Genomic DNA, 15,370 nt, shown 5'->3' with positions numbered 1-15,370 from the left:
AGGATAAATATGAGAATTGAAATTCCAGGAAGAGAAGCTTTTGATATAAAAAGTGTTGTATTTGATTATAATGGAACAATTGCAGTTGATGGAAAACTTCTTGAAAATGTTTCTACAAATATTAATAAAATGTCATCAGATTTTAAATTTTATGTTATCACAGCAGATACCTATGGAAGTGTAAAAAAAGAGTTAGAAAATACAAACTGTGAAGTTATAATAATAGGAAAACAGAATCAAGACCAAGATAAATTAGAGTTTATAAAGAGTTTGGGATGTAATACTGTTTTAAGTGTTGGTAATGGTAGAAATGATGTTTTGATGTTAAAGAATAGTATTTTAGGAATTGCAATTTTACAAGATGAAGGTTTATGTACTAAAACCCTTTTAAGTTCAGATATTTTAGTAAAATCAATAGATGATGTATTTGGTTTTTTAAAGGATTCAAATAGGCTTATAGCAACACTTAGAAATTAATATATAAATATTATTTTCTTAATAAAATATTAAAACAAGCACCATATTTTCTATTTTCTGCTGTTATTGTACCTTGCATATATTTTTCAATAATTATCTTACTCATATAAAGTCCAAGACCAGTCCCATTTAGTTCATTTTTTGTACTAAAGTATGGGTTAAATATTTCATCAATAATCTTTTCATTTATTCCACCTGCATTGTCACAAACACTTATAATAATATTTTGATTTGATTCCTTTACAGATATTATAATAGCTTTTTTTAATTTTTCTTGTGATGTAAATGCTTCTTTTGAGTTGTTTATAAGATTAAGAAGAACTTGCATTAATTCTCTTTTATAAACAGTAACAATTATGTCCTTATCATTTTCTTGTATAATTAGTTCTATATTGTTGTTTTCTAGATTTGCATTTATTATATCTTTTGTATCATCAAAAAGTTTTTTTAATAGTATCTCCTCTTTTTTATCGCTAGTTTTAAAATAGTTTTTAAAATCATTGATTATATTTGATAAATCCAGTGCTTTCTTTTGTATATTTTTAAGATACTGTTCAAGGGAATTATTATCTAAGCTATCTAATTCTAAATCAGCTAAGGCATTATTAGCAATCATTGAAATAGAACTTAAAGGTTGTCTCCATTGGTGGGCAACTATATTTAACATCTCACCCATAGCAGCATTTCTTGACTGGGAAATCATAATTTCATCTTTCCTTTGAAGCTCTTTTGTTGATACATAGATTAGGTGTGATAAAGCTTGAACTGTTGAGCTTGCTCCTTTTTTTATATCTACTGTAAGTTTTTTATTATTGATATTTTCTGATTCACTTAAAGCTAAAACTGTCATACTTTGATTTAGAAGCTCTTTATTGTCTTTCTCACTAAAAAACTCTCCATAAGTAAAAAAACCACTTGTAGGAGCTAAATCATTATATATAAGTGTTTCATGTTCAATTTTATCTGGCATAAATCTTCTTCTTGCCATACATGAATAGATAAATATACTTTCAACTGGTTTAGAAGAAATTTTATCAATATGAAATTGTGTTTTATCTAGTATCTCATTACAATTTCCATAACCAAAACTTACTTCATCTCCAACATTTAAGTTCCCTGCAAATACTAAAGAACCATCATCATTTTTTGCAATCACTGCCCTTGCTATTTGTATACCATTTCTTTCAACTATTAGAGGAAATTCAATTCCTACATATGGAAGATTTTTACTTATATCATGACCTAAATAATATGCATATGTTTCTAATGCAGTTCTATCATTTATAGTATAAACTACATTTTTATCTGATTTTGTGATTTTTAATTTTTGTCCAATGGGAACCCAATTAAAACTATAATCAGTATTAACATTTAAATTTTTACTACTTAAAGATACTGCTACAAAACCTTTTGTATATATTTTTTCTTTTGTAAAAACATAAGTATTTTCAAATTTTGCATTATCACCAGCAAGTCCTCCTGCAACAATAATATTTTTATCAATTGACTCTATCCCTTTGATATACTCTTCACCATTTCCTAATAAGCCATCAATAAAAGATATTATAACTTTTGTATCCTCTTGTATTATTTTAGATGCTATATCTTTTCCTACTTGGAAGTGGTTATCAAATTGATTTGTAATTTCAGTTTTTAAAGTTATTTGTTCGAAAATTGTAAAGCTTATTACTGTTGTATTAGTACTTACTAAACCATCTTTTATCTCTCCATCTGTTGTTGAGCCTATTAAGGAAGATAAAGGGAAGTTTTTTGAAAAAAAATTTGTGATATTTTTTATAAATGAAGAGTTGTTTTCATGGGTGAAAACTTGAATTAAAAGTTTTGAAGAATCTTCAATGGCGTTATCTTTTATAAATTTTTCAAGATTTTCAATATCATTGAAATATGCATTTAATGTTTTCATTTAAAATACCTAAAATATATTCTAAGTCAGTATACATCAAGTAGATTTAATTAAAGTTTACATTTTACTTTTATATTAAATATTGTAATTAAAAGAGCTAACAAAGAAGAGAGTTGATCTCTTCTTTTATTTAAACTTCAACTGATTGAAGTTTGTCTTGTTTTTCATTTAAATTATCAATAACCACTGCACAAACAGCGTCACCTGTTATATTTAAAGCAGTTCTCGTCATATCAAAAATCCTATCAAGGGCAAATAATAAAGGTAAACCTTCAATTGGAATTCCAGCAGCAAGTAAAACAGCAACAACTAAAAATGAAGGACCTGGAACACCTGCTTGTCCAATAGCACCAATAGTAGCTGTAAAAATAATTGCAGCATATCCTGCTAAACCTAAATCAATATTATACATTTGTGCAAAGAAAATAGCCACAAGTCCATAATAGATTGCATTTCCACTCATGTTAATTGTAGCTCCAAGTGGTAAAACAAAAGATGAAGTAGATTTTGAAACATTTAAATCCTCTTCACAAGTTTTCATTGTAACAGGAAGAGTAGCCATAGATGAAGCAGTCGAAAGAGCAACTATTTGAGGTTTTTTCATAGCACCAATAAAATCTCTTACAGAAGTATTAGAAAATAGTTTTATAATTAGTGGATAAAAAATAAATCCATAAACTAGAAGTGCACCTATATAAACTATAAATAGTTTAGCAACTAATCCTAACATATCAAATCCATAAGTACCAATAGAATCAGCCATAAGACCAAATACACCAATTGGTGCTAACATCATAACGATTGTTACCATCCAAATTAAAGCTTGAATCATTCCCTCTAAACCATTAATTAAAGGAGCACTTTTTTCATTTGGAATTTTAGAAATTGCTATACCAAAAAATAAACAAAATACCAAAATTTGTAAGATGTTTGCATCCATTAGTGATTGGAAAATATTTGTTGGAATCATACCAATAAGTGTTTCCATTGCCCCTGGAAGAGCACCTTTGTCTGCATATTGGTCAGAGAACATATGAGTTACACTACTTAAATCTAGTCCTACACCTGGTTTAAAAATTTCACCAGCTATTAATGCTAATGCAACAGCAAAAGCAGAAGTTCCTAAGAAAAAAGCAATTGTTCCAATTCCAACTTTACCTGCACTTGGGCTATCACTTAAATTTGCAGCACCAGAGATAATTGAGATTACAATCAAAGGTATCACAAGCATTTTAATTAGGTGAATAAATATTGTTCCCAATGGTGCAAAAATAGACGCATCTTTCCCCATTACTATACCAACAATGGTACCCAAAACCATTGCTATAATGATTTGCACACCAACATTTTTCAATAATGATTTTTCTTTCATTAATTATCCTTTAAATACATTTAGATAATTTTATAATTATGAAGTGGCTTAAAAGTGGGTACTAATAAAAAAATTAAGTTTAATTTAATACTTAAGGCTTGTTTTTTAGATATTTGTAGTTTTTATAGCAGTTTATAGTTTCCATTAATGTTATTGCAATAAGTCCCATTATCCAATATAAAAACCATTGTGAAATCATTCCTATAAATCCATTTTCATAATAATAGTCAACAACTTGGAATACTAAAAAAAATAAAATTGTTGATTTTAAAGAAAATTGATTATTTTGAATAAAGTTTATAGTTTGATGACCTTTTAGCTTTAATTTAAAAAATAAAAGACTTAAAAGAATTACAATCAATGCTAGTATTGAAAGATATTCATCTTTTATAAGTTGAATTGATTTATCAATGCCCAGAATAAAATAGTATGTTGTAAGTATAGCAATAAAAGATAATATAAAAAGATTTTTTGTATTCATTAAATTTCCAAGTTTTTTTAAATTTTATCAAAATTTGTTTAATTTTTTAATTTACCTTATTTTCATATAATTTATAAATTATTAAAAGTGTATATTTTTACAAATCAAAAAAGGAATTAAATGCAATATACTATTTCAGAAACTTCAATGGGAAACAGACCAAATGTAAGCCTTCCAAATCCAATAATATTAGCAACTTTAAAAGAAGAAGGTATGAGAAATTTAATAAGTAGACACTATGATTTATTAGTAGAAAGTAAGATTAAAGATCTTTTCCCTGAAAATGAACAATCTTTGGCAATGGCAAAAAAACACTCAGCAGATTTTTTTATTCAAATTTGTGGAGGACCAAAGTATTTTAATGAAAGTAGAGGAGCTCCTAGAATGGTAGCAAGGCATATGCCTTTTAAAATTACTCCTAGTGCAAGGGTAGTTTGGTTGGAGATGTTTGCAAAAGCGATTGAGGAAACAAATTTAAGTGAAGAGGAAAAGAAGTCGTTTTGGGATTATGTTGATATTTTTTCTATTTGGATGATTAATACTCCTGAACCAATAAATTAAAAAAGAGTTAAATGGCAACTTATTATTTTTATAAAAATCTTAAATCAATAAGTGATTTCACAGAGTTATCAAACTCTGATATTTATACAAAAGTACCAAATGATTGGCACCTTTTTGCAACTGATGTGAAAGATTCTACAAAAAATATTGAAAAAGGAAAATACAAAGAGATAAATATGCTTGGTGCAATGAGTATTATTTCTGTTTTAAATGTTGATAGAACTTTAGAACTTCCTTATATCTTTGGTGGAGATGGTGCTTTTATTTTAGTACCAAGGCGTGCTTATAAAGGTTCTAGGCGTGCTTTAGTTGCAGTTAGGGAAATGGCAAAAGAGGCTTATGGCTTAGAGCTTAGAATTGGATCTATATCTTTAGAAAAACTTTCAAGTTTTGAAAAAGAGATTTTTATAGCTAAATATAAACCTACACAAAACCATGAACAAGCTTTGATAAAAGGGGAGGGCTTAGACTATTTTGATTATCTTCTAAAACTTGATGATAAATTTCATATAAAAGATAAAAAAGATGAATTTTATGAGTTAGATTTAGAAGGTTTAGAGTGCAGATGGTCTTATATTGAATCGTCAAAGGATGAGACTTTGTCATTTATTTTAAAATGTCCTAATGAAAAAGATTATAAAGAGGTTTTAGAAAATATTGAAAAAATTATTGGTGATTCTAATTCAAGACATCCAATTGATGAAAATAAATTGCTACTAAGTTTTAAGGCTAAAGATTTAAATGTTGAAGCTTCTTTTTTATCAAAATCATCATTAGGTAAAATGCTTAATTTATTTAAATTAAGAGTTATAAATTTTTTAGGGCTTTTCTTAATGAAGTTTAAAATTGGTGAGTGGGAAAATTATAAAAAAAGAATCATCTCAACAACAGATATTGAAAAGTTCGACAATATAGTAAGAATGGTTTTTTCTATTAGTAATAAACAGATGGAAAAACTTGAAGAGTATTTGGAAAAAGAGTACCAAAATAAAAAACTTGTTTATGGAATAAATAAGTCAAAACATGCACTTATGACATGTTTGATTTTTGAAAGACATGGTAAACACATCCATTTTGTGGATACTACAAATGGCGGATATGCAATTGCAGCAAAGGCATATAAAAAAAGGTTAGAAGAGATAAATTAAAATTATGTTTCATATAGTGAAACTATTTTAAACTAATCTTTCTACTAAGTTTACAATTAAATTCACTTTCTATAAGATTAACTAAATCTAATTATAGGAGAGTGAGATGTCAAAAAAGATATTAATTATTGCTGGTGACTTTGTAGAAGACTATGAATTGATGGTGCCTTTTCAATGTTTGAAAATGTTAGGTCATGAAGTTGATGTTATTTGCCCAGATAAAAAAGCAGGGGAGCAAATAAAAACTGCAATTCATGATTTTGAAGGTGACCAGACATATACTGAAAAGCCTGGACACAATTTTACATTAAACGCTTCTTTTGATGAAATTGATGAAACAAAATATGATGCTTTATTAATTCCAGGGGGTAGAGCACCAGAGTATATCAGACTTAATGGAAGAGTTATTGAAATGGTAAAACATTTTGATAATGAGAAAAAACCAATTGCTTCAGTTTGCCACGGAGCACAAGTTTTAGTTGCAGCTGGTATTGTAAAAGATAAAACTTGTTCAGCTTATCCAGCTTGTGCACCTGATATTAATACAAATGGTGGAACATGGGTTGATATTGGTTTTGAAGATGCTTATGTTGATGGACATTTAGTTACAGCAGCAGCTTGGCCTGCACATCCTGCTTGGTTAGCAAAATTTAACGAACTTTTATAGAAAATATGCAAAACTAATTTTTATTAGTTTTGCATAAAGGATTATAATGTCAGATTCTTTGAAATCTCTATCTAAGGGTTTACAAGTTTATAAAGAGATTGTAAATTATGGAAAACCTATTCAAGCTTCTACTCTTTGTAGTAAAATGAATATAAATAAAAGTACTATGTCAAGAATCTTACAGACATTATCCAATGAAGATTATATTGAATATTTAGATGATTCAAATGAGATTATTCCCAAAAGCTTAGAGAATGAACAAAATAAAAAAACAAAAATACAACTTCTTGTTCAAAAAACAAAACCACTATTAGAAGAGATATCAAAACTGACAAATGAGTGTGCTTATTTAGGTATTTTTGATAACAATAAAGTTTTATATTTAAATCAAGTTGATAATAGTTCTAGAAAGCTTAAAACTAGAAATAATATAGGTCTTCAAACACCTTTACATACGAGTGCTTTAGGTAAATCAATACTTGCATTTGGTAACTATAGTTTAGAAAATTTAAAATTAAATCAATATACTCATAATACAATAAAAAATTTGGAAGAACTAAATCAGACTTTAGAAGATGTTCAGAAAAATGGATATTCTATTGATTATAGTGAATTCCAAGATAATATGTGTTGTACGGCTGTTCCTTTATTTAACCATGAAAATATATTAATTGGTGCAGTGGGAATATCTGGTACTAAAGAACGACTTACAATGGAAAAATTAAATTTACTAGGTAAAGAGATTTCATCTTTAGTTGAAGGATATAATATTATTTGTTAGTAAAGTTTTAATAAAAATTTTGATAAAAACTAAAGACAAAAAAATTATTATACACTGGATAGAAAATGAAAGAAAAAATATATTTACTTCCTGGTCTTATGACAGATGAAAGATTATGGAGTAAACTTATACCTTTATTAGATGATTATGAACTAATACATTTACCTTTACCCCATACTTGTGATTTTGATCAATCCGTAAAACAATTAAATGAACAAATAGAGGATGAAAAGATTAATCTTTTAGGTTTTTCTTTAGGTGGATATACCGCATGCTATTTTGCTACAAAGTTTCCCCAAAAGATAAAAAAACTAATGCTTGTTGCTGGGACTCCTAGTTCAATGAATGAAGATGAAATTGAAAAAAGAAAACTAACCTTGCAACAAATGAACAATTTAGGATTTAAAGGTTTATCTTACAAAAAAACTCAATCTTTATTAGAAGAATCAAATAGAGATAATGAAGAGCTAATTGCATTAGTGCAGGATATGTTTTCTTCTATGGGAAAAGATGTTTATAATGTTCAAATGGAAAGTACATTTAAAAGAGATGATATTTATAAGCAGTTAATTTCTTTAAAATTCCCTATTAAGTTTTTTTATTCATTAAATGACAGACTTATAAATCATGAATCCCTTAAAAAAATAAAAAAAGAACATACAAATATTGAAGTAATATCAAGGGAGGGTACTTCTCATATGCTTCCTTTAGAAACTCCTGAATTATTATCTGACTTAATAAAATCATGGATAAAAGAAAGTAGCTTTTAAAGAAGCTACTTTTTTGAAATTTTGAATTTACTTTTTTTCACTTAATTCTTATTTAACTTTTTAATCATAAAATTAATTATTCAATGTTAAGGAGTTTATAATGAAATACTTACTAAAAATCATCTTAACTCTTTTTATCTCTATAAATTTATTTGCTGACGAAAAATTTGAAATAAATAAAATAGAAACAAATCTTGGGATAATATGGGGAATAGACTTCATAGATGATAAAAGAATGATTCTTACAACAAAAGCTGGTAACATATTAGTTTTAGAATTAGACACTTTAAAATTAAAACCATTAATAGGTAAAATTGATGTTCATAATCATGGTCAAGGTGGTCTATTGGATGTTAAAAAATCTCCAAATTTTGATACTGATAAAACTTTTTATTTTACTTATTCAAAATCTATAAATAACCAAGGTGTTACAACACTAGCAAGTGCTAAATTCGATGGAGAAAAACTTATAAATTTTAAAGATTTGTTTGTTAGTGATTCTGCTACAGATAAGAATGTTCATTTTGGTAGTAGAATCACATTTGATGAAAATGGTCACCTGTTTTTTTCTATAGGAGATAGGGGAGTTAGGAAATATGCTCAAGATTTAACAAATCATGCAGGTACCATTATTAGATTAAATTTAGATGGTAGTATCCCTAGTGATAACCCTTTTGTTAAAAGTAGAGGAAAACTTCCTGAAATTTATAGTTATGGTCATAGAAATCCACAAGGAATTTTTTATGATAAAAAAACTCAACGTTTATGGAGTATTGAGCATGGTCCAAGAGGTGGAGATGAAATCAATTTAATTGAAAAAGGGAAAAATTATGGTTGGCCAGTTATTTCATATGGAAAAGAGTATTGGGCACCTTTAGATGTGGGAGAGGGGACACATAAAAAAGGGATGATACAACCTAAAAAAGTCTATATACCATCAATTGCTCCTAGTTCACTTATTGTTTATAATGGTAAACTTTTTAAATCATTAGATGGAAAAATTTTAGCTACAGCTTTAAAATTAAGACATTTAAATAAAGTTGAAATTAGTGAAGATTTATCTTTAGTTAAAGAAGAAAGATTTCTAGAAAACATAAGGGAGAGGATGAGAAATATAGTTGAATCTAAAAATGGAGAACTTTTTATTTCAACTGATAGTGGAAATATTTATAAAATCTCAAGCAATTAAGCTTGAGATTCTTGTTGTAAGTTTTTTGGCGTACATTTCTTACTAATCATACATGTTGGGCAAAAGTCAACAATACCGGCAATTAACGGAATAATTCCTAAATAGAACCATACAATTCCTGTAAAGAAACCAATAGCAATTAGAACCACTCCAATAATAATTCTAAACTTTCTACAAAAGCTTCTAAATTTGTCAAACTTATTCATATATAACTAACCTTTATGATTTTTTCATAATTATATCTTATGAAACTTAAGCAATTTTTAATAAAAAATGTTAAGAAAATCTTATAGTTTATTATATTTTGTTGTGTTATTTCTATTTAAACTTAACTTTTTTAAACACTTTTATCTCTTCATGATTTATAGAAGATTGGTAAACTAAAACTTCAACGCCTTGTTTTATAACCTCTTCAAAAATTTCATTATATTTTTTATCTATCTCATAGGCTATTCTAAAAGGAAGATAATCGGTTCTTTGTATTATATAAAGCATAACAGCTCTATGTCCCTCTTTTACCATATCTCTTAATTCTTCTAAATGTTTTTGACCTCTAGTTGTTTTTGCATCTGGAAATGCTAAAGTAGACCCTAGATTTAAACTTACACTTTTAATCTCGACAAAACATTTCTTATCACTATCATTATTCCACAATAAGATGTCAATTCTACTATTTTGATTTCCATATTTTTGTTCTGGTTTTAGATTATCATAACCTTGTAATTCAGTTATTACGCCATTTTCAATTGCTTCAATTGCAATTTTATTTGCAACACCTGTATTTGTACAGATTAACTCTTTTCCCATTTTTGTAAGTTCAAGGGTATATTTTAATTTTCTTTTTGGATTATCATGGTGTGTTATCCATACATCACAATTGTCTTCAATGCAACTTGTCATTGCTCCACTATTTGGTACATGGGCTGTTATTTCACTTCCATCATCTAAAACTATGTCAGCTAAAAACCTTTTGTATCTTTTTATTAATTTACCATGTATAAGTTTTTCAAATTTCATTGTTATTCCTTTAAAAAATGCATTATACAAAATATTGTTTAAAAGAGTTTTTTTTAAGGAGGTATAGTTATTGCATAGAAGCCTATAAAAAATGGTAAGAAAAATATGGAATTTCAAGATAATAAGCATCTTCTAAAACACAATGAAATGGATGAGATTCATAAAGAGTTTGTTCAAATATATAATGGCGCAGACTACAATTCAATTGGTAGTATAATAAATAAAACAAAAGAGTTATTCGAACATACAAAAAGACATTTTTCTTATGAAGAATCACAAATGGATCAATTTAATTATCCAACTTCAAGGGAGCATAAAGAAGAGCATCAAAAAGTATTACACGAAATGCAATTCTTTTTGGAAAAAAGTAATACTTCAATAGGCAAACAACTATTAAAAGCTTATTATAAACAGAAACTTCCAGATTGGTTTGATTTACATCTAATAAGTATGGATAGCGATTTAGCTAGTTTTTTAAAACAATTTAAAAAAGGATGATTTTAAATGATTACTCCTGCAATTGGTACTATAGAGTTATATAATCAACTACAATCCTTAATAGATGCTGATATCCCTTGTTTTATACATGGAAGTCCCGGAATAGGTAAATCATATATTGTAAATGATATAGCTTTACAAAATGATTTAGAATTGATTGATGTAAGACTTTCTCAACTTGATGCGGTTGATTTAAGAGGAATCCCTACAATCTCAAATAATCAAACAAAATGGATGCCTCCTATTTTTTTACCCTCAGATGAGAACTCAAAAGGTATTTTATTCCTAGATGAGTTAAACTCAGCTCCACTATCAGTACAAGCAGCTATTTATCAGTTAGTTTTAGATAGAAAAATAGGGGAGTATATACTCCCAAAAGCTTGGAGAATAGTTTGTGCTGGAAATAAAATAGATGATAAGGGGATTGTTTTTAAACTTCCTAGTCCACTAATTAATAGAATGGTTCATATTGTTTTAGAAGCTAAATATGATGACTTTAAAATTTGGGCAATCAAAAATGATATCCATCCATTTATCATAGGATTTTTAGGCTTTAGGCCAGATTTACTTAGTACTGAAGTTCCAAGTTCAACTGAAACAAATCCTGCTTTTTGTACACCAAGAGCTTGGAATATGTTATCAAATATTTTAAAAAGAAATGAAAATTTAAATGGAATTCACCCAATTGTATATGGTGCAGTAGGTTTTAGTGCTGGAATTGAGTTTATCTCTTTTGTAAAGGTTTATAAAACACTACCTAATATAGATGCTATTTTAGATGGGCAAAGTGATATTGTACCAAATGAACCTAGCGCCTTGTATGCTTTATGTGCAGCTATTATTGAAAAGTATAAAGACAATACTCAAGGAAAAAATCTATTTAAATATGCAAAACATCTTCCCGTTGAGTTTAATGTGATGCTAATAAAAGATTTAATAGTCAAAGATGAAAATATAGTAGAACTTGAAGAATTTGATGCTTGGATGGAGCGGTATGGTGAGTATATCATATGATGAAGTTTTTAAGAAAATAAGAATTAATTTTTTATTTAATCATCCTTTTCTTTCGGTATTAGCATTATCAATTCCTACAAATTTTAGAAAAAATAAATATAGTGCTTTTCAAACTAATGGCAAAGAGATATCTGTTGATATAAAAAAGCTAGAAAAATATTCTAATGATGAGATAAGTTATCTTTACGCTCACACACTATTACATATAGTTTTAAAACACCCCTTTCGACAAAAAACTAGGGAACAAAAACTTTGGAATCAAGCTAGTGATTTAGTTACTAACTTAGTTTTATCGAGCTTTTCAAAAATTGGAAAAATGCCATTAGATGAAATGCTAGATTTAGATTTAGAAAATAAATGTGTTGAAGAGGTGTATGAGATACTTAGAAAAGAAGAAGAAAATAATAAAAGTTCTTCAGAAGAAAAAAAAGATGATGAGATAAAAACTAAACCAAAAGAGAATGGTAAGTTAAAAGCTTATATCTATGATAAATCAAAGATGGATTTAGAAGAAGTAAATGATGATAAAACCAATGATGGTGATAGAGAAAAACTAGATGGAATTATAATCCAAGCACTTTCTATTGCTAAAAAGAGTTCAAAAGAGTATCAAGGGATGCAAATAGAAATTGATACTTTGATAAAGCCAGAGATATCTTTACAAGATACACTAAAAGAGTATTTAACTGCTTCATTATTTGAAAAAACTACAACATATTCAAGACCAAATAGAAAATTTATTCATAATGATTTATATCTACCTGGAAGTAAAAAAAATGATGAGATGATAGAGGTTTTTATTGCCCTTGATAGTAGTTCTAGTGTTACACTTGATGAATATAAGAAATTTTTGGGTGTTGTAAAAGATGTTTGTGAAGGTTTTTATGAGTATAAAGTACAAGTACTGCCTTTTGACTTAAAGGTTAAAGAGGAGTATATTATTTCATTTGATTCTTTTAATCCTTTGATAGAAAAGGAACTTTTTATCCCTAAAAGTGACGGTGGAACCAATTTTGACGAACTATTAAGATATCTAAAAAAATCAAGTGATATTAGAAGTGATAATTTATTAATGGTTTTAACAGATGGTGAATTTGAGATGCATGAAAGTTTAGTTTGCAAGACACTATTTATAATAAGTGAGAAAAAAAATATAAAGAGGTTTGAAAGTTTTGGAAGAGTTATTCAATTTGACCTATAAAGATGAAGTGGAATTGTTAAAAGATGAGGATGATTTTGAAGCACTTGGGGATGAAAAATACTTAAAGCATCCAGACATGGAAGCAAGACTTTATTGGGCTTTTTGTAGACCAAATGGTTCTTGTGAAGAACAAATTGCAGATGTCGAACCTTTAGTATCAATTATGGCTTTTAATCACTCAAAACTGCCTGCTCTTAGAAGGTTTCAATTACTAAATGATGATGTGATAAAAAAAGATAATCTAAGAGTAAAAATTAGAAATAGAACTAGAATGCTTTTTAGGGCAATGGTTGATAATGATTTTACTGAGTTAAATCAAGTATTAGACATAGTTCCTGTTTTTTTGCCTGTTGCAATTGACCAACTTAAAACAGGTAGAAAGTGGAATGATATCAAAGCAGATGAGATAGAAGCTACTAAGTTTATAAAAAGAAGTAGCGAATTTATAGATAATGAATATAAAGAATCTTTATTTCTAAAACTACAAGATTTTGAAGAGTATGATGAGAGTGAATTAAAAGAGTTCTTAAAACAAGTAGAAGAGAAAAAAGATGAGATTCATTCTTTAATACTTGAGTACTATAATCAAAAAGTAAAAGTTTGGATAAAACACAGTGATATTCATATACTACAAAAAAAAGTCATAGAAAAACTTGCAAATAAACTTATAGACTAGGTTGATTTTTCTTTACTTTTTGTATTTTTTCCACTAGTTCCCAAGCTCCAGTCACAACACTAGTTCCCAAGCTTCAGCTTGGGAATTCATATGAATCTTTCAACCTCAATCAATCCTTCTATATCTTCATAATCTCTTGCACTACTATATCTCCAATGTTTAGCCTTCTCAATATATCCTCTTTTTATAGGATTATTATGAATATAATTAATCCGCTCAATCATCATTTTCTCATCTTTTATAAGTTTTGGTTGAAACCCTTCTTGCCAAACTTGATATGTGGTTTGTGTTTTATGGGCTTTTTTATAAAAAGCAAGTTGGTCAAGAATGGTTTTAGCATTTGATTTTTGAAGAAGTTTGATAAGTTCTTTAGCTGTAAAAGATTTGAATTTTTTCATAGTTTTTGAAATATCATCACTACTTATTATCATATGAAGATGATTTTCAAGTATTACATAGGAGTAGATTTTTAAATTATCACTTTTTTGTAGGTATTTTAAAGATTCAAATATGATATTTGTACTTTCAATTCTTGTAAAAATAGGTATCCAATGAAGCACTGTGCAAGTGACAAAATGTGGATAAGTTTCTTCAAAAACTTTATATCTACTTCTTCCCATTTGCTATCCTTTTTATGATTTGATATTAAAGTTTAGCGAATAATAGGAAATATAATTAATTTGATTACATATTGTAATGTTTTTGTAGTTGGGAATTAATATATGCATTCCCAATGAGGACATTGGGAACGAGAGTGAGTAGCTCCAGTCACCAACACTAGTTCCCAAGCTACAGCTTGGGAATTCATATGTGAGTTTAAAGTTAATAAACTGAAAGTTTTTATTTAAGTATTCATTCCCAACGGAGACGTTGGGAACGAGGAAAAAAATACCAAAAAAGAAAATAATAAAATTAATTCTTAATTTAAAAGTAATTAATTAAATTCCTCCTCCATTAGAACCACCAGAACTTCCACCACTGGAACCTCCTGATGATGAACTAGATGATGATGAATCTCCTCCACTCATAGCATTTGATTTTTTATTATATTTCTCAACTGCATCCCATAATTTATTTGCAAATTCTTGAGGTAAAATATATGATTTAACTCCATCTTTTTCAAAAAAAGCATTTGTTGGTAAATTTTTTTCAATACATTTAACAGCATTTAAACTATCACAACCAATCTCTTTTAATGCTTTATTATACTCAATTCCTCCAAGACCTGAATTAAATGAAGAATCTCTTGGGTATTCTTTTAAAACATAATTCCCAACTAAAACACCATTTTCATCAATAGAATATTTTGACTTTTGTAAAGCCTCATCTTTTACATTATAAGTAATTAAAGTTTTTCCATTTAAATCTAAAGGTTTAACTCCATTTACTGAACATCCAGTCCCTAATAATCCAACTAATCCCATACTTGCAATTGTTTTTTTATCCATTATAATAACTCCAAAGGTTTTATGAATATTTTATTCCCCCCCCTTAATAACAATTTAAATGATTTATAATTTCTAGTTCTCAACTAGTTCCCAAGCTCCAGCTTGGGAACTAGGGTATAAAAATTCTTTTCTTTTTGCATTTTTTA

Annotated in this window: 18 protein-coding genes; 11 read left to right on the top strand and 7 right to left on the bottom strand. The window is 27.7% G+C overall.

Annotated elements, in window-relative coordinates:
- Positions 1 to 9: 9 nt before the first annotated feature.
- A complete protein-coding gene (locus FDK22_RS09725; protein ID WP_138152737.1) occupies positions 10 to 477 on the top strand; it encodes an HAD family hydrolase in 468 nt (155 codons plus the stop codon).
- A 10-nt stretch (positions 478 to 487) separates the two neighbouring features.
- On the opposite strand, the gene FDK22_RS09720 is transcribed toward FDK22_RS09725, so the two are convergent.
- From FDK22_RS09720 to FDK22_RS09710, 3 genes are all read right to left on the bottom strand, one after another.
- Positions 488 to 2,401, bottom strand: a complete 1,914-nt coding sequence (locus tag FDK22_RS09720; protein WP_138152736.1) for an FIST N-terminal domain-containing protein — start codon at positions 2,399 to 2,401, stop codon at positions 488 to 490.
- A 130-nt stretch (positions 2,402 to 2,531) separates the two neighbouring features.
- Complete coding sequence (locus FDK22_RS09715; RefSeq protein ID WP_138152735.1) at positions 2,532 to 3,773, bottom strand: dicarboxylate/amino acid:cation symporter; 1,242 nt, start codon at positions 3,771 to 3,773, stop codon at positions 2,532 to 2,534.
- Between the two features lie 91 nt (positions 3,774 to 3,864).
- Complete coding sequence (locus FDK22_RS09710) at positions 3,865 to 4,254, bottom strand: hypothetical protein (RefSeq protein WP_138152734.1); 390 nt, start codon at positions 4,252 to 4,254, stop codon at positions 3,865 to 3,867.
- A 120-nt stretch (positions 4,255 to 4,374) separates the two neighbouring features.
- On the opposite strand from FDK22_RS09710, the gene FDK22_RS09705 reads away from it, so the two are divergent.
- The 6 genes from FDK22_RS09705 to FDK22_RS09680 all read left to right on the top strand — a co-directional run bounded on the left by FDK22_RS09705 (position 4,375) and on the right by FDK22_RS09680 (position 9,370).
- Positions 4,375 to 4,815, top strand: a complete 441-nt coding sequence (locus tag FDK22_RS09705; protein WP_138152733.1) for a globin domain-containing protein — start codon at positions 4,375 to 4,377, stop codon at positions 4,813 to 4,815.
- An 11-nt stretch (positions 4,816 to 4,826) separates the two neighbouring features.
- Positions 4,827 to 5,963: a DUF3095 family protein gene (locus FDK22_RS09700; RefSeq protein WP_138152732.1), complete on the top strand. Its 1,137-nt coding sequence runs from the start codon at positions 4,827 to 4,829 to the stop codon at positions 5,961 to 5,963.
- Positions 5,964 to 6,069: 106 nt separating this feature from the next.
- Positions 6,070 to 6,630, top strand: coding sequence for a DJ-1/PfpI family protein (locus FDK22_RS09695; RefSeq protein WP_138152731.1), 561 nt, complete (start codon positions 6,070 to 6,072; stop codon positions 6,628 to 6,630).
- 46 nt (positions 6,631 to 6,676) lie between these two features.
- Entirely contained in the window at positions 6,677 to 7,411 is a 735-nt protein-coding gene (locus tag FDK22_RS09690) for an IclR family transcriptional regulator (protein ID WP_138152730.1), read from the top strand.
- A 65-nt stretch (positions 7,412 to 7,476) separates the two neighbouring features.
- Entirely contained in the window at positions 7,477 to 8,181 is a 705-nt protein-coding gene (locus tag FDK22_RS09685; protein ID WP_138152729.1) for an alpha/beta fold hydrolase, read from the top strand.
- Between the two features lie 100 nt (positions 8,182 to 8,281).
- Positions 8,282 to 9,370, top strand: coding sequence for a PQQ-dependent sugar dehydrogenase (locus tag FDK22_RS09680; protein WP_138152728.1), 1,089 nt, complete (start codon positions 8,282 to 8,284; stop codon positions 9,368 to 9,370).
- Here the strand turns inward: FDK22_RS09680 and FDK22_RS09675 are convergent.
- Positions 9,367 to 9,576 (bottom strand): YgaP-like transmembrane domain, encoded by a 210-nt coding sequence (locus tag FDK22_RS09675; protein ID WP_138152727.1) that lies wholly within the window; start codon positions 9,574 to 9,576, stop codon positions 9,367 to 9,369. The genes FDK22_RS09680 and FDK22_RS09675 overlap by 4 nt on opposite strands.
- Before the next feature lie 112 nt (positions 9,577 to 9,688).
- The gene (gene sfsA / locus FDK22_RS09670) at positions 9,689 to 10,387 is read right to left on the bottom strand and encodes a DNA/RNA nuclease SfsA (protein WP_138152726.1); all 699 of its coding nucleotides are present in this window, start codon (positions 10,385 to 10,387) and stop codon (positions 9,689 to 9,691) included.
- Positions 10,388 to 10,492: 105 nt separating this feature from the next.
- Here sfsA and FDK22_RS09665 point away from each other — a divergent pair, with 105 nt between their 5' ends.
- Genes FDK22_RS09665 through FDK22_RS09650 form a run of 4 tightly spaced genes read left to right on the top strand, consistent with a single transcriptional unit; the run spans position 10,493 to position 13,776 of the window.
- Positions 10,493 to 10,885, top strand: coding sequence for a bacteriohemerythrin (locus FDK22_RS09665; protein ID WP_138152725.1), 393 nt, complete (start codon positions 10,493 to 10,495; stop codon positions 10,883 to 10,885).
- A 6-nt stretch (positions 10,886 to 10,891) separates the two neighbouring features.
- On the top strand, positions 10,892 to 11,899 hold the full coding sequence (locus FDK22_RS09660) for an ATP-binding protein (RefSeq protein WP_138152724.1): 1,008 nt from the start codon (positions 10,892 to 10,894) through the stop codon (positions 11,897 to 11,899).
- Entirely contained in the window at positions 11,880 to 13,100 is a 1,221-nt protein-coding gene (locus FDK22_RS09655) for a vWA domain-containing protein (RefSeq protein ID WP_171012962.1), read from the top strand. The genes FDK22_RS09660 and FDK22_RS09655 overlap by 20 nt, the downstream gene beginning before the upstream one ends.
- Complete coding sequence (locus FDK22_RS09650; protein WP_138152722.1) at positions 13,072 to 13,776, top strand: hypothetical protein; 705 nt, start codon at positions 13,072 to 13,074, stop codon at positions 13,774 to 13,776. The genes FDK22_RS09655 and FDK22_RS09650 overlap by 29 nt, the downstream gene beginning before the upstream one ends.
- Before the next feature lie 86 nt (positions 13,777 to 13,862).
- Here the strand turns inward: FDK22_RS09650 and FDK22_RS09645 are convergent, their stop codons facing one another.
- Both FDK22_RS09645 and FDK22_RS09640 read right to left on the bottom strand, forming a co-directional pair.
- Positions 13,863 to 14,396, bottom strand: a complete 534-nt coding sequence (locus tag FDK22_RS09645) for an REP-associated tyrosine transposase (RefSeq protein WP_138152721.1) — start codon at positions 14,394 to 14,396, stop codon at positions 13,863 to 13,865.
- 318 nt (positions 14,397 to 14,714) lie between these two features.
- Positions 14,715 to 15,224 (bottom strand): hypothetical protein, encoded by a 510-nt coding sequence (locus FDK22_RS09640; RefSeq protein WP_138152720.1) that lies wholly within the window; start codon positions 15,222 to 15,224, stop codon positions 14,715 to 14,717.
- Between the last annotated feature and the right edge of the window lie 146 nt (positions 15,225 to 15,370).

The sequence above is a fragment of the Arcobacter arenosus genome (assembly GCF_005771535.1).
GTDB lineage: Bacteria > Campylobacterota > Campylobacteria > Campylobacterales > Arcobacteraceae > Halarcobacter > Halarcobacter arenosus.
Note: the sequence above shows the minus strand (reverse complement) of the source record. Positions and strands in the feature narration are given on the sequence as shown.